The sequence below is a fragment of the Kitasatospora sp. NPDC048662 genome (assembly GCF_055587065.1).
Map to the genome: position 1 here is coordinate 567266 of NZ_JBVJHA010000001.1, position 26119 is coordinate 593384.

Sequence of the window (26119 nt, forward strand, 5' to 3'; positions counted from 1 at the left end):
CTCGCCGGGCTGGGGATCATCGGCGTGGGGTCGGGCGGTTCGGGCCGATTACGCGCTGGGTGGGTGCCGACGGGGCCGGGCGCTGTGCGCTGGTGGCCGGAGCCTTGCGCGGTGGCTGGGGGTTGGCCGGTAGGTCGGCGATGCGGCGGATGCGCCAGACCAGGACGTCGTCGTGGCTGCGGGCGGTGTCGAGTTCGCGCCAGGAGACGGCTTCCTCCAGCAGCGCCTTCGGGTCGTGGCCGGCCTTCTCGGCTTCAGCGAGGACTGCTGCCAGGGCGTCGTACTCGCGGACCGATGTTGCGGGTCGCCGGTCGTTGTCGAGAACGGTGCGGATGGTGGTGTCGTAGTGGCGGCGTTCGGCGGCGGGCAGGGCGCGCCCTGATTCGCGCATCGTGCGCATCGGGGTGGCTGCGGCCTGCTGGTAGGCGGCACGGAGGTGGTCGGCGGTCTGGCGGGAGGCTGCTGCCTGCTGGGCGTGGCCCCGGGCGGAGTGCCAGCGGGCGGCAGCCAGGGCGACGAGGACAAGGGTGGACAGCACCATGGCGGTGGCGCCGCCGTCTTCGCCCCGGCCCAGTGCCCCGCCAGCGTGGACGATACCGCGGGCGGCGGAGCGCAGGGCGCGGATGTCAGCGTTCTCCGCGCGGACCTGGCTGCGGGTGGCGCGCTCGAAGGCGCGGGCGGCGTCGCGGAGTTCGGTGCGGGTGGCGGCTGGGGAGGTCTGGGCGAGGGCGTCGAGAAGTTCGCCGGCGCCAACGAGGTGGGCGGCGGCTTCGTCATCCCCTCCGTCGAGGAGCGCGATGGTGTGCTCGGCGACGCGGGCGGCGTCCCGACGGTGGCGCGCGGGTGCGGACCGGTCGGGCCGGGCGGTCCGGTTGCCTGGCTCCAAGGGGTTGTCGGCGGCAGGGCCGGCGTCGAGGCGGCGTCGGATCTGCGGGAGGGAGAGGTCGGGAGCGAGGGTGCTGCCAGCGAACCAAACCGGCTCGCTGTCGCGGTTGCGGTCGCCGGGCAGGGCGACGTTGTAGCCGAGCGTGTCGCCGGAGGGGGCATGGCGGAGCTTCACCCGCAGGCCGGCTTCGCGCAGTCGGGTGAAGAACTCCTCTTCGCTCGCGGCTCCGGAAATGGCCTGGCGGACGGCTTCACGCAGGGTCTCGCGCGGGGTGTCGGTGCGGCCGGCGCGTTCGGCCTTGAAGCGTTCTTGGCTGGTGGGGGTCTTGGCTGCGGTGCCGTCGCCGGGGGTGAGCTGGCGCAGTCCGTAGTCCTTTTCGATGAGGCGGGCTTCCGCCTGGGCCTTGCGCCGGTCGAAGCTGAGGCTGGCGAGGCGGCCGTCCTGGCGGACGAGGGTGGCGGCGATGTGGATGTGGTCGTCGGCGTGTCGGACGGCGACCCAGCGGCAGGCGGCGATGTCACCTTCGGGGGCGATACCGGTGGCGTGGACGATGCGGCGGGCGATGTTCGCCCAGTCGTTGTCGTCGAGGTGACGGTCGCCGGCGGCGGCGCGCACCGAGCAGTGCCAGATGGTGTTCGCCGGTGCGCGGTCGCCGACGGCCTTGACCGGCTGGTCGAGTTGGGCTGCGAGCTGGGCGATGGTGTGGTGGGGGTTGCGGCCGGGGTCGGGGGCGAAGCTGTTCCAACTCGCCACGACGTGCTGGTCGGTGTGCTCGTCGCGCTTGCCTGGCCCGAACAGGTACCGGACGAGGCCGTAGGTGCCGCCGGTGCCGGTGCGGATCTTGGGGATCACCGGCAGACCATCCAGGCGACCGCGTCGTCGACCGCGGCGATGGAGGCTTCGACGCGGTGCAGGAGCTGGCGAAGGTCGCCGGCGGTCTGGCCGCCCGCGTTGAGGTAGTGGGCTATCTGGTTCAAGTTGTTGCCGACAGAACCGAGTTGGCGGTTGGACTCCATGAGCTCCTGGATGCCGCGACGGTAGTCGGCGACGGCGGCGGTCGGGTCGGTGCTGGTGGCTGCGGCCAAGGTGGCGGCGGCCGAGAATCCGCCTGGGGCGAGGTCTGCTTGGGCAGCGGCGTGCTGGACCGTTGCCCACTCGGCTTCGCTGAAGCGCAGGCTGACGCAGGTGCGGCGCTGGCTTGCGTGGCGCGGTCGCCGCCGGCGTGAGGTGGGCAGCACCGTGGCGGGCGGCTTGTCTTTCCCCGTCGGCACCCCTGGGCCGACTCCCCGGTCGGTGGCAGGCACCCCCGGGCCTGCCACCGACCGGGGTGCCTCCGCCCCCTTCGGGGCGGGGGCGGGGTAAGCATGGCTTACCCCACAACTTGCTCCGCCAGGAGCCTGATCACGGTCACGCACCGGTTCCTGCGTGATGCCGCCCGGGTCGGAGGCGGTCACCGGCTGGCCTCGGCGTCGCGCTGGCGGAGGTCGAGGAGGAGGTTCTCGACGAAGTCGAGGGCGAGGACGGGATGGTGGAGGGTCCAGGGGCAGGAGTGCCGGCCGCTCTGCACGCTGCGGGCTCCGTCCGGGCCGGTCTCGACGTGGTAGAGGTGGCCGCGTTGGGCGAGGACGGCGAGCCAGGAGTCCGCCTCGGCCCAGGTGGCGGGGGTGGTGCGCATGACGGGTGCTCCCGTTCGACGGTGGTGCGGGTGGGGTGACCGCCGGGGTGGCCTGCCTCGGTCACCCCGGCGGTCGGGATGGGTCAGTTCCGGTCGGCGGTGACCGGCTGGCCGTGCTGTTCTCGGAGCTGGGCCATCAGGCGGGTCAGGGTGTCGCTGGACAGCGGTATCTGCTGACCTCGGATCGCCTGGGCGACCACCTTGCGGGTCAGCTTGTCTTCCTCCCTGACCGCCTGCCGGGCGATCTCCAGCAGGTCCTCGGTGTCCGGGTCGGGGCGGCGGGCGCCGTCCCGGTCAGTGACCGGCGGGGCAGTGGGCGGGGTAGTGACCGGCTGACCGGTGCCTGCGGTGCGGCTGACCGACCTGGTGGTGACCGGCGGCTTGTCCGCCGGTCGGTTCGTGACCGGCCGGGCAGTATCCGGGTGACCGCCCAGGTCAGAGGCCTTGGTCAGGCTGATAGTGCTGACCGAGGTCAGCGGCGGCTGCGGCATCGATGCGGTGACCTGGCGGCTGACCGGCTGGCCGGGGGCGGGACGGCCGGCGCTGTCCTGGCCGGTGGTCAGCGTCGCCGGCCGCTCGGTCAGCGCTGCCCGTTCCGAGGTGACCTGACCGAGGTCAGTGGTGCCCTGGCCTCGGTCGGCGTCGGCCGGTCGGTCACCGTGACCGTTCCGGTCACCGGGGCTGACCGGACCGCGGGCAATGAGGATGTAGAGGTGGACCGCGCCGGCCAGGGCGAGCGGGGCGATGGTGGACAGCACCGCGACCACCATGTCGCTCAGCCGCAGCCCCCCGGTTGTGGCGTGCAGATCGTTGAGTCGGACGGCGTGCAGAGCGTTGGCCCACAGGCTCGTCCCGGTGGCCGCTCCGAAGAGCGTCCACACGTAGGCGCGGGCCCTCAGCGGGGCGTCGCGAAGGACCAGCAGGGCGCGCACCCCGTAGGCGATGAAGCCGTCGACGATGATCGGGAAAAGGTAGGTGAGAAAGCCTCGGACGTGAATGGCGACGGCCATCTGCTGGAGCGCGTCGTAGGAAAGCGCGCAGCCCGCGGCGCCGAGGGCCATGACGACGGTGCGGTCCCAGCCGGTGATGTGGGCGCTGGTCGGGGTAGTCGCGGCGGTGGTGCTCACGCGGCCGTCCCGAAGGCGTCGCGGGTCAGCTGCTCGGTGCTGGTGGCGCTGTGGTCGGTCGTGGTCGTGCGGACTGCATCTTCTGCGATCTGCCGGTGGCGGATGGCTCGCCGGGTTTCGCGGTAGAGCTTGAGGGCGTGCTCCGGGCTGATCTTGAGGAGCCAGGCGAGGCGTTCGACGGGAAGACCGTGGCGGTATCCGGCGAGGACGACGGCTCGACGTTCGGTGCGGGTGAGGTGGATGTCGCGTCCGTTGAGGGTGTCGTTGACGCGGCTGTAGTCGAGGCGTTCGTTGACGTTGTCGTGCAGAGGTTCGCGTTCCTGCTCGGTGAGGCCGCCCCGGATGCCGTGGGTGTCGCCGGTTTCGAGGGCAGCGTCCAGGCATGCGCGGGCGACCGGGCACTGGGCGCACAGGGCCTTGGCGATGGCGATCTTGTCGGCGTCCTCCGGTCCGGGGAAGAAGGTCTCGGGGTCGACGGGGTTGCACTCGGTCGGGGTGCAGACGGCCTGGTCCTGCCAGGTGTGGTCGCCGAGGGCGCGGTGGCGGGCAGGGCTGGTCGTGGTGGTCATGCGGGGTTGCTCCGATCGCTCTCCGCGCGCGAGGTCGGCGTCGGCGGAGAGGTGCGCTGGGTCGGTGAAGTTGGGCGGCTCGCCGTAGGGCGGCCGGGCGCGGCGGCGGCTCAGGCGGCGCGCTGGAGGCGTCTGCGGTCGACCGGCTCGAAGGAGACCCGGGTGGTCATCTCTGCGAGCCGGGAGGTGACGCGGTCACCGAGGCAGGTGCGGAGATCCTTGATCGCCAGGTTGGTGGTGATCAAGGTGGGCAGGCAGTGGTTGTACCGGCGGTTGATCAGCCGGTACGTCTGCTCCTCGACGAACTCGGACGTCTTGGCCGCGCCGAGGTCGTCGAGCAGCAGCAGAGGAACCCGGCTGTAAGCGGCGAGCACCCGCTCGGCGTCGGTGTCCGAGCTGGGGCGGAGTTCGGCGTAGAGGTCGGCGGCGGTGGTGGCGCGCCAGCGCACGCCGATGCCGGCCTGCACCAGCACGCGGACCGCGCCGTACGCCTGATGGGTCTTGCCCGCGCCGGTGACGCCGGCCATCAGCAGGCTGGGGCCGGTGGTGACCTGACGGCGCGCTCCGGTGCTGGGAGCGGTGGCCTGGGCGGCGACCTGCCGGGTCCAGGCGAGGACCAGCGGGTGGTCGGCGACGGCGTCGCGGTACCGGGGCGGCATCCCGGTGGACAGCGCGTCCTCCGGAGAGAACGGCTCCGGCTCGTCCGGGAGTGCTTCGACCGTGGCGCGGTCGATGCCCCGGGCGGCGAGGATCTCGGCCATCCGGTCGAGGACCGAGGGGGCGTCGGCGAGGGTCTGCGGGTCGCGGTGGGTGCGCATCACAGCTCCTCGGCGTAGGCGGCGACGGCGTCGACCGGGTTGGTCCACGCCTGGTGAGCGGGCAGGTTAGGGCGGATTCCCTGCCGGGCCAAACCGGTGGCTCGTGCGTTCATGGCGTCGTTGACCAGGCTCGGCAGCCGGGACGGGTGGCCCTGGATCTCGGCGAACCGGCGCAGTCCGGTGCGGACGTGGTCGGCGCCGATGCCTTCGTCCAGCAGGGTCTTGACGACCTTGCCGAGGTGGCCGAGCACGCTGCCCGGCGGACGTTCGGCGCAGGCGGCGACGTACTCGCCGATCAGCTGGTTCGCCGAGACGGTGTCCGCGCCGGGCGCAGGGCGCCCCGTAGGGAAAGAAGATCCAGGATCCAAGATCCTAGATCCAGGCGCCGAGCCTTCGTCGAGGCTTCGGCAAACCTTCGGGGAGGCTTCGCCGAAGGTGACCTGACCTGCGGTTTTCCGGGGGGTCGAGACCGGCTTGCACTCGATGCCGACCGCCGTGTCCGCTGTTGGAGCAGCGGCGGGAGCTGTCTTCGCGGGGGGTACCGCGAAGGGCTCGTTCGGCTGCGGGAGGGCTGCCGGAGGGTTCGCCGAGGTTTCGACGAACCCTCGGCGGGCGTTCGTGGTGTCCTCGGCGGCCGTTCCCGGCGTGTCGGCGAGGGCGGCCCGCTGAATGCAGGGGCCCTTGCAGACCCCGCACCGCTCCGGCTCGCAGTGCGGGCACGCGGGCAGCCGGGACAGGCTCGGCTTGTCGATCTTCTGGTGCTTGCGCCAGGTCGGGTAATGGAAGTACCGGCGGCCATCGCAGCCGGTGTACCGGCAGATCGCGCCGACCGAGGCGAGCTGCTGGAGGTGGTCCTCGACCTCCGCGCGGTTGATCTCGTCGCGCATCGGCCAGATGAGGCCGTAGACGACCGCCGCGTTGTCGCGGTGCCGGCCGCTGTCGTCGGCGTGGTTGGTCATGCCGAGGAAGGTCAGCATCGCCGGTATGGACACCTCGGCAAGCGTCTCGCTCACCCAGGTCTCGGGCTTGACGGGTCGGATGCGCGCCATGTCAGCGGCCCCGGACCGCGGCGACGTCGAGCTGCCCGGTGGCGAGGTCGAGGCTGTGCGGGCGCGTCCAGTCCGCTTCGGGCCAGGTCCGCAGCACCCAGCGGGCGGCGATCTTGGTGGTGTTGCGGCTCAGCGGGATCTGCTCGCCATGCTCGTCGATCGCCACCGTGTAGGGGTGGGGCCACTGGCGGCTGGGGTCGGCGAGGCTGACGCGGATGGTGACCGCTCCGGGGATCATGTCCGCGAGCTGGACACCGAGTCGCTGCTGGCTCGGGCTAGGTGCCGCGTAAGCGGTTTCCCTGGGCAGGGTGGGCATGCGATACTCCGTGGTTCGTAGGAGCGCGCGCGGCGGTCTCTCGTGCAAAAGAAGTCCCGCCGCTCGCGAGGTAGTGCATCTGCACCCTTCGGGGTGCTGGCCCGGCGTCCAGGAGCTGGTAACTCCAGGGCGCCGGTCGCATTTCCGGCTGTGCCCTACGGCATCTACTCCCCCTCCTTGCCCGCCGGCGTTTGCGGCGGGACCAGAACCATAGGGCGACCGAGGCGCACGCATCCACCCCGTTTCAACCGCTTGACCAGCAGGGACGGACTTTGGTGCGCCTTCCGAACGGCATCAACGTACACCAAAGTGCGCGATGTCGGCAGACTAAAGTGCGCCACACTTTCCCAGGCAGGCCGATGGCGCACTACAGTGTGCGTATCGCCGCTTTGATGGAGCATCGCCATGGGAGACTTCAAGCACAGGTTGAACCACCTGTTCGACACCGTCCCGAATCCGAGAACCGGGAGGGCGTTCACGAACCAGGAGGTCGCCGACCTGACCGCAGAGTGGGCGTCCCAGGTCGACGATGGCGGCGGAAGCATCAGCGCCAGCCTGATCCAGAAGCTCCGCTCCGGGGCTAAGAGCAACCCGACCACCTCGACCCTCAAGGCGCTGGCTGCGGTCTTCAAGGTCCGGGCGAGCTACTTCATCGACGACGAGGAGCCCGATGCCCCCGCGGAGCGCGCGTCGCGCGCCGGCCACCAGGATCTGGGACAGCTGGTCAAGGACAAGGCCGTCGTGAATCTCGCCCTCCGGGCCGACGGCTTGTCCGACAAGGCCCTCTCGGCGCTCGCGGGATTCATCGAGCATGCCCGCTCGGTGGAGAATCTCGGCGAGGAAGACGAAGCGAATGGTTGAGGGCTTAACCATTCCATGATCAACTGATTTGCGGTCAGATCTCACTTCAATAACGCGCCCCGCTACTTTACGTGACGCGCCGCCGCCTACGCGTTGACAATCGCAGCACCTACGGGGTCACACCCTAACGCTCTGCAATCTGATGACCCTGGAGTTGCGCCGGTCACACCTGATTGATCTATCGCTCGCCTATGCTTTTGATCCGACCCGAGGGGGAGGCAAAGGGGAAACAGAGCGGGAAAAGGATCATGCGTAACTGGCGCAGAAAGAGCAGCCGGGGCAGCAGAGAAGACGGCGACTTCTCTGCTATTGCGGCCAGCCTCGATATACCGGTCCCGTTCACTGTCGAGAAGCTGTGTGATGGCATTGCTTCGAGGCGAGGGCGACCTATTCGCATACATGCGATAGATCATGAAGGGTCGTCGAACGACGTGCCGTGCGGCGCGTGGATCGCCCTGGAAAACAGCGACCACATCTTCGTTGAAAACGCGACGAGCCCGCTGCATCGCTCCCACATCATTCTTCACGAGCTGTGTCACATGCTGCTCGGGCACTCGTGTCTACCAACCGACGAACACGAGGCATCCGTCGACGTCTCGGGTCGGCGCCGCAGTCTCGCGGAGGTCCTCTCCGTAGAGGAGTGGGCCGGCTTCCCGATCAATCGAATCGTCAGCCTCCTTGGCCGCACGAGCTATACGCATGCCGATGAGCAGGCGGCCGAGGGACTCGCAGGCGTGCTTGCCCGCCGGATCCGCCAGTCGGAGGAAGCGGCCGAGCGTCCCTCCGATCCTCTTTCGAATCACCTCTTGAACGCCCTGACTGAGTAGATCACCATGCTCGTAATAAATTTGAGTGTCTGCGGGGCTCTGTGGGCAATCACGTTCTGGCGAGCGCCGGGAGCGTGGCGGGACAAGCAGAAGAGGCCCCTGTGGGCAGCTTTCTTCGTGCTCGCCCTGCAAATGTGCTTTGCAGCGGATCCCGCTGCCCAGTGGCTCGACACGGCCGTCGGCGTCAACAGCTTCGCTGCGCTGTTCAAGCACACTGCGGCGGTCGGCGCTGCCGCTTTCGTGCTCCATTTCCTGGCCGCCGCGGCGGCCAGCTCCGAGCCAACCCGGAGTGCATCCGGACCGCGGCCGATGCGTGGTGGAGTTGTCATTCCGGTGGCCACACTCGTGGGCATGATCACGCTGTTCGCTGCGGCCGAGCGTCCACATGAGGCCGTTGACCTGCTGACCGCATACCCGAACGACTCAATGGTGCTGACCTACGTGGTGATCTGGACCACCTACTTCGGGTGGGCCATGCTGACCGCCTCGCGACTTTCATGGAAGTGGTCCCGCCGGCCGGGCCCGATGCTCCTCCGCCGCGGCCTGTTGCTGATCTGCCTCGGGACGAGCATCGGCATCGTCTACACGGTGCACCGCACGTCGATGCTGCTCTTCGCCCGGTTCAACGTGCACCCGGTGTCGGCGGAAGCAGACGCAGCGCTGAACGCTCTTCTGGCGCTGGTGCCGCTGCTGCTGATCTGTACCGGAAGCACCATGCCGGCCTATCCCCAGCTCCGTTCCGCCGTACTCCAGTACCGCGATCTGATCAAGCTCTACTCGCTGTGGGAGCACCTCAGCGAGGCCGCCCCTCAGATCAGGTACGGGCGCAAGCGGCACCGGGTGCGCGAGATTCTCGATGTCCGCGATGTACGCGGCCGCCTGTACCGCCGGGCCATCGAGATACGCGACGCAATGCTCATCCTGGCGGGCAGCACATCGATGTCCGTCCGCCTGCGGGCGGCGGACCATGTCGAGGACGCCGGGCTCGTTGGCCCAACAGCCACGACAGCCGCTGACGCCTGTTGGCTGCGAGCATCCCGAGAAGCCCACATGGCCGGCCGCGCGCGAGCAGGAAGCCCCGAGGTGCCCGCCCAAGCCGGGAAGGACCTCGAAACCGAGGCGCGCCTATTGCGGAACCTTTCCGACATCTACTTCTCCGACCTCGCCATCACGTTCGCCCAGAAGCACGTCGAGCGGCTCGGCAAGACCCGTTCCGCCCACTCAGGAGCTACCCCGTGACCTTCGCCCCGCCTGCCCCGCCGGCTTTCGCGGACAGCACCCGTGCCCAGAAGACCGCCCGGGTCATCACGGACGTCCTCGCACCGGCCAACCTGGTCATCGCCCTGCTGCTCGTAGTCGGCTGGCACAGCACCCACTCCTGGGGCGGAGCGGGCTGGGGTCTCCTCGCCGCTCTCTTCTGCGGCGTCATCCCCATCAGCATCGTGCTGCTCGGAGTCAAGCGTGCGAAGCTCACCGACAAACACATCCGGGTGCGGCGCCAGCGGATCGCCCCGATGGCGCTCAGCCTCATCTCGGTGGTCACCGGCGTCACCCTGCTCTACGTCCTGAACGCTCCGGCCGATGTCTCTGCACTCGTGGTCGCCATGCTCGTCGGCCTGGTCTCCTCGCTGTTGGTCACCGTCGGGTGGCAGATCTCGATCCACAACTCCGTGGCCGGCGGCGTCGCCATGATTCTCCTGCTGGTCTTCGGCCCTTGGGCGCTGCCCGCGATGCTCGGTGCCGTCGCCATCGGTTGGTCCCGGATCATTCTCAAGGCCCACACGGTCGCGCAGATCCTGGCCGGCACAGCCTTGGGCGGGACCGCCGCCCTGACCTTCGCCCTCCTGCGGTAGAGCATCATTGGCGCTCGCCAGGGCACGTCTTGGCGAGCAATGTCATGGAGCTCTGCCCGTGTAGGGTTTCTAGCTACGCTGGTGCGGACTCCGCCGAAGTCGGAACGCATCGTGGTTGCCAACTCACCTTGGAGGACAGGTGCCAGCGGTTCAGCGGGTCACCTCTCGCAACGCCCGGTTCCAGCAGTGGGAGGCTCTGCTGACCAACAGGAAGAAGCGGAGCCAGCTCCGCGAGTTCCTGGTGCAGGGCGTACGGCCGATCTCGTTGGCGGTGGAGTTCGGCTGGCCGATCAACGCTCTGCTCTACGACGACCGGCGGAAGCTGTCGGGGTGGGCGCAGGAGTTGCTGCGGACGACCCGGGCTGAGCGGATCGTGATGGCGCCGGAGCTGCTGGCGGAGCTGGGCGAGAAGACCGAGGGCGCACCCGAGGTCATCGCGGTGGTCGGCATGCCGGCGGACGATCTCAACCGGATCGAGGTCGGGCCGGACTTCCTCGGTGTCCTCTTCGACCGGCCGACTACGCCGGGAAACATCGGGAGCATCATCCGCTCGGCGGATGCGTTCGGTGCGCACGGGATGATCGTCTCGGGGCACGCTGCCGACGTCTACGACCCGAAGAGCGTCCGGGCGACCACGGGCAGCTTGTTCTCGCTGCCGTCCGTACGGGTGCCGGGGCCCGGCGAGGTCATGGCGTGGGTGGAGCAGCAACGTGCGGCCGGCCGCCCCCTGGTCCTGGTGGGCACGGACGAGAAGGGCGACGCGGATGTCTTCGACTTCGACCTGACCCAGCCGGTGCTGCTGTTGGTGGGGAACGAGACGACGGGCTTGTCCAGCGCGTGGCGGGACCTGTGCGACTTCACCGTGAGCATCCCGATGTCGGGCGCGGCAAGTTCGTTGAACGCGGCGAACGCCACCACGGCCGTCCTGTACGAAGCTTCCCGGCAGCGGATCGCCGCCGGGAAGCGCTCGCGCTGACCACAGGTCAGGTCCAGATGCCGCCCGCAGCGGCGCGGTGGTAGACCTCCTGGTACTTCGAGGCGATCACGTGGTGACCCCAGCGCTCGACTGCGGTGGCGCGCAGGTACTCCGGGGCCGGGAGGCCGGCCAGGATCTTGGCGGCCTCCTCCCTGGTGGGCGTCTGCTCGACCGGTAGGACGACGCCGACGTGCGGGGCGATCTCAGCGAGGCATCCGTTGTCGGTGGCGATGACTGCAGTGCCGCTGACGGCGGCCTCGGCGACGACGGTGGCCCCGGGCTCGATCCACCCACCTCCGGAGGGGCCGCCGAACGGCTGGGAGAGGACGAGCAGTGCACGGGCGGCGGCGAGCAGTTCGGTGCGGCGGCTGCCTGCGACCTCGCCGACATACTCAGCGGTGCCGGGGAAGTCGGAGAGGATGCGGCGAAGGTAGTCCGGCTCCCAGGCGGGTCCGGCGAGTTTCAGCGGGAGGCCGGCGGCCTGGGCGAAGGCGGCGGCGTCCCTCGCCCCCTTGTGGACGGAGACCCGGCCGAGGAACAGCAGGAAGCCCTCCTTCTCCTCCCGGTAGGTGTAGCGATCGGGGTTGACCGGCAGCCGGATGATCGGGGCGCCAGCGGACCCGGCGGCGCGACGCTGGGCGTGGGAGAGGTAGACGCCGTTCACTGTGTGCTGGGGCACGCTGTTGAGGTGGTGGGTGCGCACGGCGGGCCAGTCGGGTTCGGCGGGCAGCAGCTGGCCGTCGGTGTGGTCGTGCACCACGTCTGGGCCGAACTCGCGGAGCGCGGCCAGGGCGCTGTCGAAGGTGGTGGCGTCGGAGACGGTCAGGCCCGGCCTGGCGGTGCTGCCAGGTGCACCGATCAGGAGGATCTCGCACCCGGCGGCCAGCAAGGCGTCGATGAGGGTGGCGACCACCCACTGGATGCCGCCGTAGCCCTGCGGCGGAACCGTGATCCACTGGCTGGTGTCCCGTCCGTACCGGTGGGGCGGGTTGAGCATGGCGATCTTCACGAGTGGCTCCGGGGCTGGTCGAGGAGTTCGCGGCCGATGCCGGCCAGCACCGCTCCGGTGTAGAGGACGGCGAGCCCGGTGGGCCGGAGGCCGGGTCCGCCGGAGCGGTTGCGCCTCCATTCCTTGCGCAGCCCGCTGCCGGCGGTGTTCCGGCGAACTTCGCTGCGGCCTTGCCAGTAGGCACGGCGCAGGAGGTAGCTGGGGCGGAGCCTGTGGGCGGGGATCAGGTGGTGGACCTGTGCGTCGTGGAGGACCGCGGCAGTGGCGCCGAGCGCGGTGAGCCGGCGTACCAGGGTGGTGTCCTCGGCGGAGGCGAGGTTGGTGCCGACGCGGCCGAGTCGGTTGTCGAAGTCGATGCCGAGCAGGCGGGCGTGGTCGCGGTCGAGGGCGAAGCAGCCGCCCCAGATGCTGGCGGGCAGGCCGGGGTGGTGGGAGCCGAGGTAGTGCAGTTGTCCCGCAGTCAGCCACCAGGGCGTTCGACGGCCTTGGAGGTCGGCGGTGATCCGTGTGCCGGCCACGTGTGCCCCGCTGGCCATGGCGGTGCGCAGGTCCTCGACGGCGGTGGTGGTGGTGACGATGTCGTCGTCGACGAACGCGACGTACCGGGTGGGTGCTTCCTTCAGCGCGAGGTTGCGGCTGTAGGACAGCCCGATGGTGGCGTCGTTGAAAAGCACCGTGCGCTGTTCGGCGGGCCCGTCGAGCTTTCGCCGGGTGGCGGCCGGCACTGGTGTGTCGACGACGACCAGGAGGTGGTCGTCAGGGCCAAGGACGTCCGGCAGCCGGTCGAGGGCGGACTGGAGCTGGTCGGGCCGGTTGCTGCACACGGCCACGGTGAGGGGAACGGTCACCGGGCCACCGCCGGTCGGCGCTGGGTTCGGCCGAGTCGGGTGGCCAGGTCCGTGAGGTCGTGGACGTGCAGGCTGTGGTCGGCAGCGGGGTGTCGGCGGACTTCGATGCGTTCCGTGCACACCTGCTGGTAGGCGGCGAGGAGTGCCGGGTCGGTGCCGGGCGGGGCGGTCCAGCCGGTGGGCGGGGTGACGAGGGCGGCGTGGGCGCCGAGGCGCTGGGCGGGTGCGGCGTCGTGGTCGGGGCGGTCGCCGACCATCAGGGTGGTGGCCGGGTTCCAGCCGAGCCGGTCGATGGCCCAGCCGAGCAGGCCGGGGTTGGGCTTGGTGATGCCGACCGTGGTGTCGAGGGCGATCAGGACCAGGTGTTCGGCGGCGCCGATGGAGCGCAGGACTTCCTCGCACTCGGGGGGCTGGTTGGCGACCACGCACACCGGGCGCTGCTCGGCGAGCGTGCCGAGGGCGGCGACGGCGCCGGGGATCGGCTGCGCGAGGTCGTCCCAGCGGCGGCGGATGTCGGACCAGGCGTGCGCGCCGGCGGGGCTGTAGAGCCCGGGGCTGGCGGTGGCCCTGGCCCGGGCGAGGTAGAAGCGGCGCATCTCGGTGGTGAACTGTTCGATGGTCAGCTGGGGGTCGGCGTTGCCGGCGTACTCCAGGACGGCTTGGAGCCAGGCGAGTTCGAACGGCTCGTCGTAGTAGAGGACGCCGCCGACGTCGGTGGCGATGGCGGAGACGTCCGGGGCGTGGAAGACGGGGGGCTTGGTCACGGCTGGTCCGTCCGGGAAGTGGCGGTGGTGTACCACTCGGGCTGATCGCCGGGCGGGGTTTCGAGGGTGAGGGTGCTGTGGGGCTGGACCGGGCCGTGGGCGGCGGCCCAGGCGGCGGTGGCGGCGAGGCCGTCGGCCAGCGGGGTGTCCTTCCAATCGCCGAGCAGGGTGCGGGCGAGGTCGCTGCTGGTGTAGGCGGCGTGGACTTCATCGCGGGTGTCCAGGTGGCGGATCGGGTGGTCGGGAACGCCCATCGCCTGGCGGACGGCGTGCGCCATCTCCAGGACGGTGCAGGGCTGTTGGCTTCCGACGTTGATCGCCCGGTTCCAGTGGTCGGGGTTGTCGGCGGCGTCGAGGAAGCAGCCGGCGATGTCGTGGACGTAGGTGAAGGAGCGGAGCTGGCTGCCGTCGCCGTACACGGTGATCGGCTCGCCGCGCATGACCTGGTTGAGGAAGATCGCCACCGCGTTGCGCAGGGGGTCGGCCATGTTCTGGCGTTCGCCGTAAACGTTGTGCATCCGCAGCGCGGTGAACGGCAGGTTCTGGAGGCGGGCGGTGATGGCGAGTTCACGCTCGATGGTGAGCTTGGCGTTGCCGTAGCTGTCGGCGGGCTGCGGGTGGTCGCTCTCGCGCATCGGGACCTGGCCGTCGCCGTACACGGCGACGGAGGAGGCGAAGGAGAAGTACCGGACGCCGGTGCGCAGGGCGGCGTTGATCAGGTTGATGCTGCCAAGGACGTTGACCTCGTAGTTGTGGGCCTTGACGGTGTGGCTGATGCCCTCCGCCGCGAACGCGGCCAGGTGGAAGACACTGTCGAAGTCGTAGGCGGCGAACAGCTTGTCCACCGTATTGCGATCGGCGATGGATCCGACGACGAGGGGCACGCCGTCGGGGACGTTCTCGCGCTTGCCGCCATCGAGGTTGTCGAGGACAACGACCTCGTGTCCGACGGCCAGGAGGCGGTCGGCGAGGTGGGAGCCGATGAATCCGGCTCCGCCGGTCACCAGGTGCAGGGCCATGCTGTGCTCCTATCGGGTTGGCGGGGTCAGGAGTTAAGGAGGGTGCGCACGCGGGCGATGTCGGCGGCGGCCTCGGCGGTGACGGCGGGGAGCCGGGTGGCGAGGTGCGCGCGGAGCTTGTCGCTGTCCAGGCGGGCGAGGCGTTCGGCGGCGGTGGGATCGGCGGCGAACGCGGCGACGTCGTGGTGGACGTCCTCGGCCGGGATCTCGGGCCCGTAGGTGTCGGTGAGGACGCCCTGGAACTTCGGGGAGTGGCCGATGGCGGCGGCGGGAGTGCCGCTGGAGAGGGCCCCGATCGAGGCGTGCAGACGTTCGGAGACGACCAGCTCGGCTCCGGCGAACACCGCCTTGTAGTCGCCGGCACCGGTGCCGTCGGCGTCCAGGACGTGCACGGGGACGTCGGGCAGGCGATCGGCGATCTGCCTGGCCAGGATGCGGTCGTCGTTGTGCTCGCGAGAGTCGTGGCAGTGGGGGGCGAGCACCAGCGGGCGGCGGCGCACCCTCCACAAGGTGTCGGCGAGGCGGGTCAGCGCGTCCAGGTGCTGGGCGTCGGTGGTGTTGCTGTAGCGGGTGACGCCCCGGCTCGGTGCGAGGCACACGTACTCCTGTCCGTCGGCGAGGCCGGCGTCGGTGAGCAGCTGCCGTGCGCGGTCGGGGCCGTTGGAGCGGAGGAGGAAGGCGGGGTCGGCGGCGAGCTGTACCTTGTCGGCGGGCAGGCCGAGTTGTTCGGTGAGGTAGTCCTTGCTGCTGGTCTCGCGGACGGTCAGCAGGTCGAGGCGGCCGGCGGTGGCGGTGAACGCGGCCTGTTCGGCCGGGTCGGTGAACGGTCCGACGGACTGGCCGATCATCGCGGTGGGGATGCCGAGCTGCTGGGCGCGGTCGAGGATGGCGAGGTAGCGGGTGGAGACGCCGTAGCCGGAGGTGTGCAGGTCGCCGCCGGTGGCGAGGACCAGGTCCGCGTACCGCAGGAGGCGTTCGGCGCGGGCGTGGAGGTGCTGGGCGGTCTCGACCGGTCGCATCGTGGCCCAGGAGCGGGAGACGACGAACGGGTCGGCGGTGCAGTGGGCGCCGATGCCGGCCAGCGCCTGGGCGTCGAGGTCGGGCGTTTGGGTGAGAACGGTGACCGCGGTGTCCGGCGCGGCCAGCGCGGTGGTCAGGGATCGGGCGAGGGCTTCGACGCCACGGCTTTCGCAGCTGGTGATTCCGGTGATCAGGATGGTGGGCACGTCGGTCTCCGGGGGTCAGTGTGTGAAGGCGAGGAGCTGGCCCAGAACGCTGCGGTAGTTGAAGCGGCGACGCAGATCGTCCTGGATGCGGCCCAGACGCGGGCGGTTCGTCGCGGCGTCGCGCAGCAGCCGCGCGACGTCGTTGGCGGGGTTTTCACCGAGGAGGAACGGGGTGATCTCCTCGCCGTAGAGGTCGGCGGTGTAGGCGAGTTCGGGCGGCAGGACGGGCATGGTGCCGGCCGCGACGGTCTCGAACATGCGTGGGGTGAGCAGACGTTGGCGGGCGAGCAGCGGCCGGGCCAGGAGCGGGGTGATCTCCGCCTTGGCCATCTGGGTGAGGACCTGGCCGAACGGCACCGGGCCGGTGACCTTCACACCGCGTTCGGCCAGCCAGCCCGGCCGGTTGGCGGTGGCGGTGCGGTGGTCGGGGTGAGGATCGCCGGTCCACCAACGGCCGGCCACCCGCAGCCGGGTCAGCGGCGGCCTGGCCGATCGGGCGGCCTCGACCAGGTTCGCGAGTGCGTCCCAGCGCCACCAGTTCGCGCCGACGTACTGCATCTCGTACGGCAGGTGTTCGGGGGTGTGTTCAGGGTGACGCGTCGGCTTGGGCATGCCGAAGTAGGGGAAGAACCGTGCGCCGTCCGGGAGTTCGCCCAGGCGCGGTTGGAGGACGAGGTAGCTGAGATGCCGGTACAGCTGCTGCCACTGCTTGTGGCCGTACGTTCCGGCGGAGTCGTCGTCGCCGAGGACGGTGTGTTCGCCCCAGTGGGCGTCCGGGTCGAGGACGATCCTGCGCTCGCGGGGGAAGCGTTCGCACAGTTCCAGCCGCCGCTCGTCGAGGAACTGCCTGCCTTCGAAGACCAGGACGAGGTGGGTGCCCCAGGCGAGGTCGTCGACAACCGGGAGCAGGCCGGGGACCTGGTCGTCCATGCGGCACAGCGGCCCGGCGAGGGCGACTTCGCAGTCCAGGGCGGGTGCGGCGCGCACGTATTCGGCGATCGTGTGTGCGGAGCCGGCCTGCCAGTGAAAGTCGCCGGCGATCAGCAGTCGGGTCACCGGGCGCCCTCGGCGGTCCGTGCGGTCGGGCGGGCGGCGCGCAGGAGGCGGTGGGCGCGGCGGCGGCGGGCGACGGTCGGGGCGAGTCGCAGCAGCCACCACGCGGCGGCGGCCGTCTCCGCCCAGCCGCGCGCCGGGGTGGTGTTGCCGCCCACCGAGCGGCCGGCCAGGTCCTGGCGCAGCCACCTCCCGGCCAGGGAAAGGATCGCGGGCCACGTCCAGGTGATGTCGGTGAGCAGGAAGTAGTACCGGTTGCGGCGCATCTGCACCCGCCGGTAGGTGCTCGCTCCTGTTCCGCCGCCGCCGAAGTGCTGGATGCCCAGGTCCAGGTTCAGGGCGACCCGCCAGCCTGCCCAGCGGGCGCGGCGGCACAGGTCGGTCTCCTCGTAGTAGGTGTGGAAGACCCGGTCGAACAGGCCGACGGTGCGCAGGAGTTCGGCGCGGACGAAGAAAGCGGCGCCTTGGACGTAGGCGTGCTCCAGGGTGGCGGGGGCGCGGCCGTGCGTGGGGCCGGCCGGGGACGGACGGTGCGGGCGATCGCCCACGAAGCCGTCGACTTCACCCAGGCGCAACGCGGTGCGCGACCAGTCGTTGTACTCGGCCAGGTCGACGGCCGCGTCGTCGGCGTCGCTGTAGGTGTACTGCATGGGGCCGCAGACCCCGTAGGTCGGCCACTGCTCCATGAAGGCGGTCAGCTGCTGGATCAGGTCCGTCGGGGTACGGGTGTCGGGGTTGACGAGGAAGACGAAGTCGGCGCCATCGGCCAGGGCGGCGCGCATGCCCACATTGTTGGCTTGGGCGAAGCCGAGGTTGGCGTCGTTCTGGATGATCCGTGCCGCGGGAAAGCGGTCGCGGACCAGCGCGGTGCTGTTGTCGGTGGAGGCGTTGTCGACGTACCAGACGGTGAGGTCGAGGTCGGGGGTGTTGCTGGCGAGCAGGGTGGAGAGGCAGGCGGGCAGCCAGCGGGATTCGTTGGTGCCGACCGTGATGGTGGCGACCTTCGGGCGGCGGGCGGGGACAGTGCTGGTCACGGCGCCTCCGTGGCGGGGACGAATTCGATGACGAGGCTGCGGCGGGGCCGCGGCGAGCGGTTGGAGCGCGAGGCGTGGACGATCCGGACGTCATGCACGGCGACGTCGCCGGCCGTCGCAGCGACCGGGACGACGGGCCCGACGGCGCGGACCTGGTCCGCCTCGGCGTCGTTGGCGAAGTGGTGGCTGCCCGGGACGAACTCCAGGCAGCCGTTGTCGGCGTCCGAATCGTCGAGGAACAGACTCAGGTTGATCGCGGTGCCGGGGTCGGCGTCGACGCGGTCGCGATGCCAGGGCACGGCAGCGGCCACGTGAGGCATCTTGACGATCATCGCGATGACCCGTGCCCGCGCCGGGCACCCGAGCAGTGTTTCGGCGAGGTGGTGGAGCGGCCCGGCGGCGAACAGCCCGGCGGCGAGCGGAGCGCCCGGCTGCTGCTGGAGGTTGTGGACGCGGAACAGGACCGGTGTGCTGGTACCCTCGCGGGTGAAGTGCCAGAAGTCGTCGCTGCGGTGGCCGTCTTGGAAGGCGGCCACCAGGGCGTCGGCCTCGACGCGCAGCCGCTTCAGCAGCGGCTCGGCGACTACGGCGGGGACGACCGTGAACCCATCGGCCCGCAGTCTGCCGATCGTGTCGGCGGCCGGGGCGTTCACCGGGCCGCTCCGGCGGTGAGCTGCTGGGTGAACCAGGCGACGGTGGTGGCGAGGCCCCTCTCGATCGGGATTCGGGGCTGCCACCCGAACACCTCCCGGGCGAGGGTGGTGTCGGGACGGCGCCGCACCGGGTCGTCCTCGGGCAGCGCGACGAACTCGATCCCCGCGGTGGCCCCGGTGAGGTCCCGGACAAGGTGAGCGAGGGCCAGGACCGTGCGCTCGTCCTCGGTCCCCAGGTTCACCGGTCCCGGATGTCCGCTCGCGGCGACCGCCATCAGCCCGGCCACCGTGTCCTCGACGTAGCACAGCGAACGGCTCTGGGAACCGTCCCCGGCCACCTGGAGCGGCTGCCCGGCCAGCGCCCGGCCGATGAAGGCCGGCACCGCCCGGCCGTCGTCGACACGCATCCGCGGCCCGAACGTGTTGAAGATTCGCACGATCGCCGTGTCGACACCGTTCCCGCGACGGTAGGCGGCAGTTGCGGCCTCGCCGAAGCGCTTGGCCTCGTCATAGACACTGCGCGGCCCGATCGGATTGACGTTGCCCCAGTAGGCCTCGATCTGCGGGTGCTGGAGCGGGTCGCCGTACACCTCGGACGTCGATGCCAGCACGAACCGGGCTCCATGTTCCTTGGCCAGCTCCAGCGCGTTCAGCGTTCCGACGGAGCCGACCAGCAACGTCGGGATGGGGTGGCGCAGGTAGTCCGCCGGAGAGGCGGGCGAGGCGAGGTGGAACACCACGTCCACGTCGTCCGCGACGGCAAGCTTGTCGGTGACGTCCTGCTCGACCAGCTCGAAGCGTTCGTCGCCGAGCAGGTGCGCAATGTTGTCGCGACTGCCGGTCAGGAAGTTGTCCACGCAGACCACGGCGAAGTCGTCGCGGATCAGCGCGTCACACAAATGGGAGCCGATGAAACCGGCTCCACCGGTCACGACAGCGGTCCTTCGGGGCATAGGGCTCCTCCAGAGGTGGGCACGCCCGACTCGCCGGCAGCGCGCAGGCACGGCAGGCGGATTCGGGGTACGCAGTGAGCGGGTGCTGGCACGGTCGGCTGACCGGGCCTTGACGGTCGGCGCGAGGGGTCCGTCCTCGTGACGTCTTCTCGCTGCACGGCCGGGTCAGCAACAGGCCCTCTGAAGTGGTCCCCGACCGCCCCCGGGTGCCCGGCCGCAAGCCAGCCAGGCGCCCTTCGGGGGAGCACCAGCTAACCCTGGTCAACTCCCGCTGAACAGATCAGACTTGTCGTCTTCCTGTCGTCTTCTGACCCCAACCGCCCCAGAGATAGCATCAGCACACAGTGGTGGACCGGCTACAGCCCGGTGAACATCTCGGGGGGTTGGAAATGGGCCGAACTGCGGGCTTACGCATGCAAATACGGCTGTTGCACCCGCTAAGCGTCGTGCGGGACGAACGGGGCTGGACCTACCAGGACGTCGTGAACATCGTGGCCAAGCGCACACCCCGCTCGGCGGACCGCCGCAAGGCGTGGAGGTGGGAGCACTGGGCCGTCGAGCCTGACGCGGACAGCCAGGCCGCCCTTGCCGAGGAACTCGGCGTTCCGCTGAGCCACGTTCACCAGCTCGGCTGGCCCGACTGGCTGCCGGACGGCGGCCCGGTCCGCACCGGTTTCCCCTGGACCCGGACGGGGACGCTTCAGGCGTTGGACGACACCCTGGAGCACGCCATGCTCGACAGGCGCGGATTCATGAAGCTCGGCGGCCAGGCCCTGACCGCCTTAGCCGACCAGTGGCTCGCTCCAGACCCCGGCCCGGTGGCCGCAGCGCTCACCGGCGGCCGCATCGATACGCAGCTCGTCGCGGACCTGGAGGAGGGCCTGCCCCGGCTGCGCCGGCTGGAGGCCCGTCTCGGAGGGCCCCGGGCCCGCCACCTCCTGGACGCCGAACTCGACACGGTCACCGGCATCCTCAGAGAGGCGTCCTACACCGAGGGGATCGAACAGCGGCTGCTGCGCCTCGGTGCCGAGCTCGCGCGCCTTGCCGGCTGGTCCTCCTTCGACGCCGGACTCCACACCGCGGCCCAGCGGTACTGGACCAGCGGACTGCGCGCCACCCACACGGCCGGCGACCGCGCGCTGGGCGCCAACATCCTCAAGTCGCTCAGCCTCCAGTGCTACGACCACGGGCTGTTCGCCGACTCCCGCGCGATCGCGGCAGCCGCCGTCGAAGGCGCAGGCGAGGTCACCCCTCGGACCCGGAGCATGCTGCTGCTGCGCCAGGCCCGAGCAGCGGCTGCCTTGGGCGACCGCGCCGAGTGCGATCGCCTGCTGTCCTCCGCCGAGACGCAACTCGCCCGCGCCGACACCGGCGACGAAGACCCGGCTTGGACCGGCTACTTCGACACTGCGGAGTTCCACGCCCAGACCGCCGCCTGCCACGCCGACCTGCACCGCCCTCGCCTCGCCCACCGTCACTACGCGACCGCGCTGGACCACATGCCGGACGCCAAGCAGCGCGACCTGGCCACCTACACCATCCAGGCCGCCCGGACCCACACTGCGCTCGGCAATGCCGACCACGCCGTCCATCTCCTGGAGACGGCCATCCCGATGATCACCGCTGCCCCTTCTCAGCGGAACGCTGCCCGCGCCGCTGCGGCCCGCTCCGAACTCCCGTTCACCGCCAAGGACTCGAAAGTCCAGCACCTCGACCAGTTGCTCGCCACACTGTCCGCATGACGACACACACGATCCGACGCGTCGCCCTGGTCTCTGGCGGAAACCGCGGTCTCGGCCTCGCCATCGCCACCCGGCTCGCCGAACAGGGCATGCACGTCGTTCTCGGCGTTCGCGACCGCCTCGCCGGCCGCGAGGCGGAAGAAGCACTCGACCGTAAGGGGCTCTACGTCCACACCCACCAACTGGATGTCACCGACCCCGCCAGCGTCGCCCGCGCCGTCGCCGACGTCGCAGCTCCCCTCGGCCGCCTGGACGTGCTGATCAACAACGCTGCGATCGCCGTGGACCGCGGACAGGCCGCCTCCGCCCCGGACTTCGAGCGCGTCCGCTCGACCCTCGACACCAACCTGCTCGGTGCCTGGCGGCTCGCTGCCGCAGCCATCCCCGAAATGCGGAAGAACGGCTACGGACGCATCGTCAACATCACCAGCCACCTCGGCTCCCAGAGCAACATGGGCACCGGAAACGTGAGTTACCGCATCGCCAAAGCCGGTCTCAACGCCCTCACCCAGATCCTCGCCGCCGAACTCGCCGACACCGGAATCCTCGTCAACGCGGCCTCCCCCGGGCGCATGGACACGCGCATGGCCTACGGCGAGACCGACCGCACCCCCGAGGAAGCCGCAGACACACCTGTCTGGCTCGCCACCCTCCCGGACGGCTCGCCCAGCGGCGGGCTCTACTACGAGCGCGAGCCCTTGGCCTGGTGACCCTCCGAGCCCTGCGAATTTGCCTGCAACGGCGCACTGGTCACGGCACGCACGAACTGCACAAGATCTTCTGCGGTGTAGCCCAGCAGCTCGGCCCGGTAGACCGCCAGGAGCAAGTGCTGCGCGACCGTCTCCGCTCCGAACCCATTCAGGCCGTCGTTGCTCCACTCGGAGAGCTTCTCCACGCCCAAGTCGTTCAGAAATAGCCCGTGGCGCGCCCGCACCTCACCAACGACGTCCGCGACAGCCTCAATCAGAGTCTCCGCCGGCCGCTCACACATCAGGCCGAACGGCTCGTCAACCAGCGGGAGGCACCCGGCGGGGGGAGCGGACCTGACCCGAAGCATCGCCGCGAGCTGTTCCCGCTCGTCGGCCTCGTGGTCATCGAGCCCGAGCACAAACCTCTGGTCCAAGACGACTCCTTCAACGTCCCCACCAACGGTAGAAAGGCCCGCCGTGCCGCACTATCCCTCGCACGCGTGAATCAAGTGGATGGGCTGTGACACTCAACGGCAGTTTGCCCGCCACCAGGTCGACGCCCGAGTCGGCTGATCGGGCGAGTCGGTCGCCACGACCACAACTTCGGCTCGGCGACAGTCCATTCGCGCGGCCTGACTACCTGCGGCTGTAGGTGAGTTCGGTGACGGCGCTGAGCAGTGCTTGAGGGTCGAGCAGACTCTCAAGCACTGTGTCCGCACCGGCGGCTGCGAGTTGGGCGGCCGAGGTGACACCGGAGGCGATTGCGATCACACGGGCACCGCCCTCTGCGCCCGTTCGCACGTCTTCGAGTGAGTCCCCGATGATGACCGTGTTCGACCTGTCGAAGGACGTCGCGTAGCGCTCGGCGGCACGTTGTTGGGCGACGTGGACCAGAGCCGGCCGGTGAGAGTTGTCAGAGGCGTAGCCTCCAACAGCTAGGTCCACGTACTGAGCCAGATCGAAGGCGCGGAGCTTGATCGCCGCACTCTGCATGAGGTTTCCGGTTACCACGGTGGGGACCAGGTCCGGATGGTTGTGTACTGCTTCGAGGGCTGCGAGGGCGCCGGGCATGAGCTGTCCGGCGGAGCGCAACTGTTCAGCCCGCTCGGTGAGGAGTGCGGGCAGCAGGCCGATGATCTGCTCCGCGAAACGTTCTGTGTCTTGGTCGTCGATGTCGTTGGATGCGAGGAGTTCACGGACTGCGAGGGGCATGGTGCGGCCGGTGCCCCGTTCGGGAAGCCTTGTCGCGTCTCGGCCGACGACCGTACGGAACGCGTCGCGGTAGACGGCGCGGTCGGTCTCGCCGACGTAGACGAGGGTGCGGTCGACGTCCCACAGAATGAGCACGGTGGTCACGCGGAGAAATCCTTGGCTATCAGCAACTGCCGTGATCGTTCCACCAGTTCGGCCGACCGGGGGCCGGGGGCGGCCTGAAGATGCTCCAACGTCTGGTGAAGGTGTTCGTTGAGCCTGGCGGACTGGACGTTCTGCGCCAAAGTGAGCGCAGTTTCGGCGGCGGCGAATCCGCCGTCCCGGTTCCCGGAGAGAAGGTGCGCGGCGGCGGCCCGTGACGCAAACAGCGCCCGTGTGCGCAGGTCGGTGGGATTCAGGGTGGATGCGGCCTGCTCGAAGTGATCGGCCGCCGCCTTGTGCTCGCCGAGCTGGAGGTAGCAGCTTGCGGTCTGGCCCAGGATCTCCCCGCGGTTCATCCAGTAGAGCCAGCCGGGGTCCTGCTCGGCCGGCCCCTGTTCCGCGAGTTCCGTCGCGCGACCGAGGGCGCGCAGACACGCCTGCTGCTCACCCAGCATGGAGTGTCCGCGGGCCTGTCGGGTCAGGAGCATGGCTTCCAGATGGGGGGACTTGAGCGTTCGGACCTTCTCCCTCGCGGCTTGCATCGCGATCACAGCGTCGCGGGGGTTCCCCACCGAATAGCTCTGGATCGCCAGGTAGGAAAGGACTCCTGCCCCGTAGCGGGAGTCCTCGGACGCATGGGCCGCTCGAAGGGCCGCAAGGAGCGCCCGCTGGGCCAGCCGGTGGTTGCCTGCGTCGAAGTGGAACCACCCGAGCTGGGTGGCGGTGTCGGCAGCGATGCCGGCCAGGCGCCGTCCAGTCTTCTCGTCGTAGCTGGCGGACTTCAAGGTCTGCTGGACCAGCCGAAGATGGACACGGGCGAGGTCAACGACCAAGGTACCGCCGGAACTTGCGTCCATCGTGCGAAGGCTGTCGATCGTCCCCTGGAAACTCGCGACGAGTCCTGGGGTCACCTGGGCACCGCCGAGCGCGCGTTCCAGGGGTTCGGCGTCCGCGATCCCCCACTGGTGAATGTATGCAGAGAGAGCGGTTCCGGTGAGGACCAGGAATCGGCGGCGACTCGGACGCATGGCGTCTGGCTCCTCTCGCATCACGTCGTGCAGTGCCGCCACCATACGGTGCGCCGTCCACGGCGCGGCGACATCGTCGTGAAAGGGCAGTGCACTTGTGTCAACGGGCGGTGCGGGAGGTACCACCTGCCGCAGGGGAAGCCTCACGAGTTCGGCAGGCACGCCGATCGAATCGAGGAACTCGATGATCCTCTCGATGTGGGTCAGCTGTACCCGCCCGGCCTCAAGCCGCGAGAGGTAGCCCTGGGTCAGCCCGGTGATCTCCGCAACGTCGTCCTGACGCAGCGGAACGATCTCCCGAATGCGCTTGCTCAGCCTGCCGAAGTCCAGCTCAGCAAGGCTGTCGAGCACCACTGGATCACGCCATACCCGCGAAGGAATGCTCGAAGGTTGATCTGCGGCAACCGCCCGTGCGCACGGGTCGCACACGCTGCCGCTGTTGTTGTAGCGGCTGAGCGCACACCCGCAGCGTTCACACGACCGCTCCCCCATGTGCCCTCCCCCATCCTCGGGAGGCGGCCCCCCCGCAGGCGACCAGCCCCGTCATATTTCTTCGTGAATATGACCGGGTGAATGGTCACCAGTGAACACTCTCCGGCACCTTACTGCGGCAAGCAGTCACCGTGCGGCGGAAGATCATATTCGCCCTCGGCCTTCGCCGCTCCCCTTGCGGGATCTCCGCGAGCGATTCGTCTGGGCAACCGCCCCGGACCAGGCATCACCGACTCAATGCCATGCCCATGGCTACTCCCAGAAGGACGGTCCCATGATCGCCTCGTCGTCTGCGCGGCCGGTGTACCACCCTGCCGGGTTCGACGGTGTGCTTCGGCCCGCGGTGGACGATCTCGCGGCTGGCCGGTGGCTATCGACGGAGCGGCTGCTGGCCGGACCGGTGACGTGGGGTCAGTGGACCTCCCGTACGCAGGTACTGGCCGTTGTCGCCGCGCGGTCGACGGTGCTCGATCGGTGGGCCGGCGAGAATCCTGACGCTCGGGGTCTCGGCGTGCTGCGGCTGCGGGCGAAGGTCGAGCACGCGCTAGCTGCGGCCCGAGGGGGCCGCCCGGACGCCTGGCGGCTGGAGCACGAGGCACGTTCGGCGTGCTACGCGGCGATACAGGCCGACCAACGTGACCCTGTCCCCTGGTTGTGCCTGCTCGTCCTGGCCTCGCTCGACCACGGCCAGTCCCTCCCCGAGCACCGCCAGCCGGCGACGGACCCAATGCTGCCGGCGGGACCGTGGGGGCTGCTCGACCAGGTGCTGCTTCGCGACCCCGGCAACCGCGAGGGATACCACCGCATGTATCGGTACTGGCAGTTGGTGAACCGCCGCAGCGCGGCCGTGGACTTCGTCCACAGTGTCACTGCCGCGGTGCCGAACGGGTCGCCGATCACGGCCCTGCCGCTGTACGTGTCGGTTGACCAGTACCGACAGGTGCGGCGTCATGACGCGATCACGCGCCGGCAGTGGCAGCGAGAACCGAACCGCTCGAACGCCTGGCGCGCCTACGTGAGTTGGCAACAGTCCGAACCGGGGACGTGGACGGTCACAGACCTCAGCCACCTCGCGCACGCCCTGTGGGCATCGGCGCAGATGCCCCCCGCCGTCGATGTGTTCAAGGCCCTTGGCCCGTTCGCCTCCCGCGTCCCGTGGAACCACGTCGCGGACTCACCCCAGAACGGTGAGGCCGTGTTGCTGACCGCCTGCCAGCAGGCCTTTGCCGGCCGCGCCACCGCGTTGGCCTGATCGCCTCGCTCCCGTGCCCGCTCATCGTTGTTTCGTCTCTTCACCGG

The 26119-nt window shown here is 69.9% G+C and carries 28 protein-coding genes; 8 read left to right on the forward strand and 20 right to left on the reverse strand.

Annotated features, from left to right (window positions below; all coding sequences use genetic code 11):
- Nucleotides 1-16 precede the first annotated feature (16 nt).
- The 8 genes from ACZ6R9_RS02730 to ACZ6R9_RS02765 all read right to left on the reverse strand — a co-directional run bounded on the left by ACZ6R9_RS02730 (nt 17) and on the right by ACZ6R9_RS02765 (nt 6362).
- Nucleotides 17-1738, reverse strand: a complete 1722-nt coding sequence (locus tag ACZ6R9_RS02730) for a relaxase/mobilization nuclease domain-containing protein (protein WP_465536069.1) — start codon at nt 1736-1738, stop codon at nt 17-19.
- Complete coding sequence (locus ACZ6R9_RS02735; protein ID WP_465536071.1) at nt 1735-2157, reverse strand: MobC family plasmid mobilization relaxosome protein; 423 nt, start codon at nt 2155-2157, stop codon at nt 1735-1737. Before ACZ6R9_RS02735 ends, ACZ6R9_RS02730 begins: the two co-directional genes overlap by 4 nt.
- 179 nt (nt 2158-2336) lie before the next feature.
- Nucleotides 2337-2561, reverse strand: coding sequence for a hypothetical protein (locus ACZ6R9_RS02740; protein ID WP_465536073.1), 225 nt, complete (start codon nt 2559-2561; stop codon nt 2337-2339).
- An 83-nt stretch (nt 2562-2644) separates the two neighbouring features.
- Nucleotides 2645-3622 carry a DUF2637 domain-containing protein gene (locus ACZ6R9_RS02745; RefSeq protein WP_465536790.1) on the reverse strand — a complete coding sequence of 326 codons (978 nt, stop codon included), beginning with the start codon at nt 3620-3622 and terminating at the stop codon, nt 2645-2647.
- A 62-nt stretch (nt 3623-3684) separates the two neighbouring features.
- Entirely contained in the window at nt 3685-4257 is a 573-nt protein-coding gene (locus ACZ6R9_RS02750; RefSeq protein WP_465536075.1) for a WhiB family transcriptional regulator, read from the reverse strand.
- A 110-nt stretch (nt 4258-4367) separates the two neighbouring features.
- Nucleotides 4368-5075 carry an ATP-binding protein gene (locus tag ACZ6R9_RS02755; protein WP_465536077.1) on the reverse strand — a complete coding sequence of 236 codons (708 nt, stop codon included), beginning with the start codon at nt 5073-5075 and terminating at the stop codon, nt 4368-4370.
- Nucleotides 5075-6124, reverse strand: a complete 1050-nt coding sequence (locus ACZ6R9_RS02760; RefSeq protein WP_465536079.1) for a hypothetical protein — start codon at nt 6122-6124, stop codon at nt 5075-5077. The genes ACZ6R9_RS02755 and ACZ6R9_RS02760 overlap by 1 nt, the downstream gene beginning before the upstream one ends.
- Nucleotide 6125: 1 nt before the next feature.
- Nucleotides 6126-6362 (reverse strand): transcriptional regulator, encoded by a 237-nt coding sequence (locus tag ACZ6R9_RS02765; protein ID WP_465536081.1) that lies wholly within the window; start codon nt 6360-6362, stop codon nt 6126-6128.
- A gap of 483 nt (nt 6363-6845) precedes the next feature.
- Here ACZ6R9_RS02765 and ACZ6R9_RS02770 point away from each other — a divergent pair, with 483 nt between their 5' ends.
- From ACZ6R9_RS02770 to ACZ6R9_RS02790, 5 genes are all read left to right on the forward strand, one after another.
- Entirely contained in the window at nt 6846-7301 is a 456-nt protein-coding gene (locus ACZ6R9_RS02770) for a helix-turn-helix domain-containing protein (RefSeq protein WP_465536083.1), read from the forward strand.
- A gap of 248 nt (nt 7302-7549) precedes the next feature.
- Complete coding sequence (locus ACZ6R9_RS02775; RefSeq protein WP_465536085.1) at nt 7550-8128, forward strand: hypothetical protein; 579 nt, start codon at nt 7550-7552, stop codon at nt 8126-8128.
- A 6-nt stretch (nt 8129-8134) separates the two neighbouring features.
- Nucleotides 8135-9367, forward strand: coding sequence for an MAB_1171c family putative transporter (locus ACZ6R9_RS02780; protein ID WP_465536087.1), 1233 nt, complete (start codon nt 8135-8137; stop codon nt 9365-9367).
- Entirely contained in the window at nt 9364-9981 is a 618-nt protein-coding gene (locus ACZ6R9_RS02785; RefSeq protein ID WP_465536089.1) for a hypothetical protein, read from the forward strand. The genes ACZ6R9_RS02780 and ACZ6R9_RS02785 overlap by 4 nt, the downstream gene beginning before the upstream one ends.
- Nucleotides 9982-10120: 139 nt before the next feature.
- Nucleotides 10121-10957 carry a TrmH family RNA methyltransferase gene (locus ACZ6R9_RS02790; RefSeq protein WP_465536091.1) on the forward strand — a complete coding sequence of 279 codons (837 nt, stop codon included), beginning with the start codon at nt 10121-10123 and terminating at the stop codon, nt 10955-10957.
- A 7-nt stretch (nt 10958-10964) separates the two neighbouring features.
- On the opposite strand, the gene ACZ6R9_RS02795 is transcribed toward ACZ6R9_RS02790, so the two are convergent.
- Genes ACZ6R9_RS02795 through ACZ6R9_RS02835 form a run of 9 tightly spaced genes read right to left on the reverse strand, consistent with a single transcriptional unit; the run spans nt 10965 to nt 19516 of the window.
- Nucleotides 10965-11966 (reverse strand): glycosyltransferase family protein, encoded by a 1002-nt coding sequence (locus tag ACZ6R9_RS02795; protein ID WP_465536093.1) that lies wholly within the window; start codon nt 11964-11966, stop codon nt 10965-10967.
- Nucleotides 11963-12814 (reverse strand): glycosyltransferase family 2 protein, encoded by an 852-nt coding sequence (locus ACZ6R9_RS02800; protein WP_465536095.1) that lies wholly within the window; start codon nt 12812-12814, stop codon nt 11963-11965. Before ACZ6R9_RS02800 ends, ACZ6R9_RS02795 begins: the two co-directional genes overlap by 4 nt.
- The gene (locus ACZ6R9_RS02805) at nt 12811-13578 is read right to left on the reverse strand and encodes an HAD family hydrolase (RefSeq protein ID WP_465536097.1); all 768 of its coding nucleotides are present in this window, start codon (nt 13576-13578) and stop codon (nt 12811-12813) included. Before ACZ6R9_RS02805 ends, ACZ6R9_RS02800 begins: the two co-directional genes overlap by 4 nt.
- Entirely contained in the window at nt 13575-14597 is a 1023-nt protein-coding gene (locus ACZ6R9_RS02810) for an NAD-dependent epimerase/dehydratase family protein (RefSeq protein WP_465536099.1), read from the reverse strand. The genes ACZ6R9_RS02805 and ACZ6R9_RS02810 overlap by 4 nt, the downstream gene beginning before the upstream one ends.
- 26 nt (nt 14598-14623) lie before the next feature.
- The gene (locus ACZ6R9_RS02815; RefSeq protein WP_465536101.1) at nt 14624-15823 is read right to left on the reverse strand and encodes a polysaccharide pyruvyl transferase family protein; all 1200 of its coding nucleotides are present in this window, start codon (nt 15821-15823) and stop codon (nt 14624-14626) included.
- Nucleotides 15824-15838: 15 nt separating this feature from the next.
- Nucleotides 15839-16879, reverse strand: coding sequence for a glycosyltransferase family protein (locus ACZ6R9_RS02820; protein ID WP_465536103.1), 1041 nt, complete (start codon nt 16877-16879; stop codon nt 15839-15841).
- Complete coding sequence (locus ACZ6R9_RS02825; protein ID WP_465536105.1) at nt 16876-17910, reverse strand: glycosyltransferase family 2 protein; 1035 nt, start codon at nt 17908-17910, stop codon at nt 16876-16878. The genes ACZ6R9_RS02820 and ACZ6R9_RS02825 overlap by 4 nt, the downstream gene beginning before the upstream one ends.
- Nucleotides 17907-18563 (reverse strand): phytanoyl-CoA dioxygenase family protein, encoded by a 657-nt coding sequence (locus tag ACZ6R9_RS02830; protein WP_465536107.1) that lies wholly within the window; start codon nt 18561-18563, stop codon nt 17907-17909. The genes ACZ6R9_RS02825 and ACZ6R9_RS02830 overlap by 4 nt, the downstream gene beginning before the upstream one ends.
- Entirely contained in the window at nt 18560-19516 is a 957-nt protein-coding gene (locus ACZ6R9_RS02835) for a UDP-glucuronic acid decarboxylase family protein (RefSeq protein WP_465536109.1), read from the reverse strand. The genes ACZ6R9_RS02830 and ACZ6R9_RS02835 overlap by 4 nt, the downstream gene beginning before the upstream one ends.
- Before the next feature lie 446 nt (nt 19517-19962).
- On the opposite strand from ACZ6R9_RS02835, the gene ACZ6R9_RS02840 reads away from it, so the two are divergent.
- Both ACZ6R9_RS02840 and ACZ6R9_RS02845 read left to right on the forward strand, forming a co-directional pair.
- Nucleotides 19963-21258: a transcriptional regulator gene (locus ACZ6R9_RS02840; RefSeq protein WP_465536111.1), complete on the forward strand. Its 1296-nt coding sequence runs from the start codon at nt 19963-19965 to the stop codon at nt 21256-21258.
- Nucleotides 21255-21968: an SDR family NAD(P)-dependent oxidoreductase gene (locus tag ACZ6R9_RS02845; protein ID WP_465536113.1), complete on the forward strand. Its 714-nt coding sequence runs from the start codon at nt 21255-21257 to the stop codon at nt 21966-21968. Before ACZ6R9_RS02840 ends, ACZ6R9_RS02845 begins: the two co-directional genes overlap by 4 nt.
- Here ACZ6R9_RS02845 and ACZ6R9_RS02850 read toward each other — a convergent pair.
- From ACZ6R9_RS02850 to ACZ6R9_RS02860, 3 genes are all read right to left on the reverse strand, one after another.
- Entirely contained in the window at nt 21941-22381 is a 441-nt protein-coding gene (locus ACZ6R9_RS02850) for a hypothetical protein (protein WP_465536115.1), read from the reverse strand. The two genes, ACZ6R9_RS02845 and ACZ6R9_RS02850, sit on opposite strands and share 28 nt — an antisense overlap.
- A 202-nt stretch (nt 22382-22583) precedes the next feature.
- Nucleotides 22584-23303: an HAD family hydrolase gene (locus ACZ6R9_RS02855; RefSeq protein ID WP_465536117.1), complete on the reverse strand. Its 720-nt coding sequence runs from the start codon at nt 23301-23303 to the stop codon at nt 22584-22586.
- On the reverse strand, nt 23300-24682 hold the full coding sequence (locus ACZ6R9_RS02860; protein WP_465536119.1) for a helix-turn-helix domain-containing protein: 1383 nt from the start codon (nt 24680-24682) through the stop codon (nt 23300-23302). Before ACZ6R9_RS02860 ends, ACZ6R9_RS02855 begins: the two co-directional genes overlap by 4 nt.
- Nucleotides 24683-25094: 412 nt before the next feature.
- Between ACZ6R9_RS02860 and ACZ6R9_RS02865 the strand changes: the two genes are divergently transcribed.
- Entirely contained in the window at nt 25095-26072 is a 978-nt protein-coding gene (locus tag ACZ6R9_RS02865) for a hypothetical protein (RefSeq protein WP_465536121.1), read from the forward strand.
- The last annotated feature ends 47 nt before the right edge of the window (nt 26073-26119 follow it).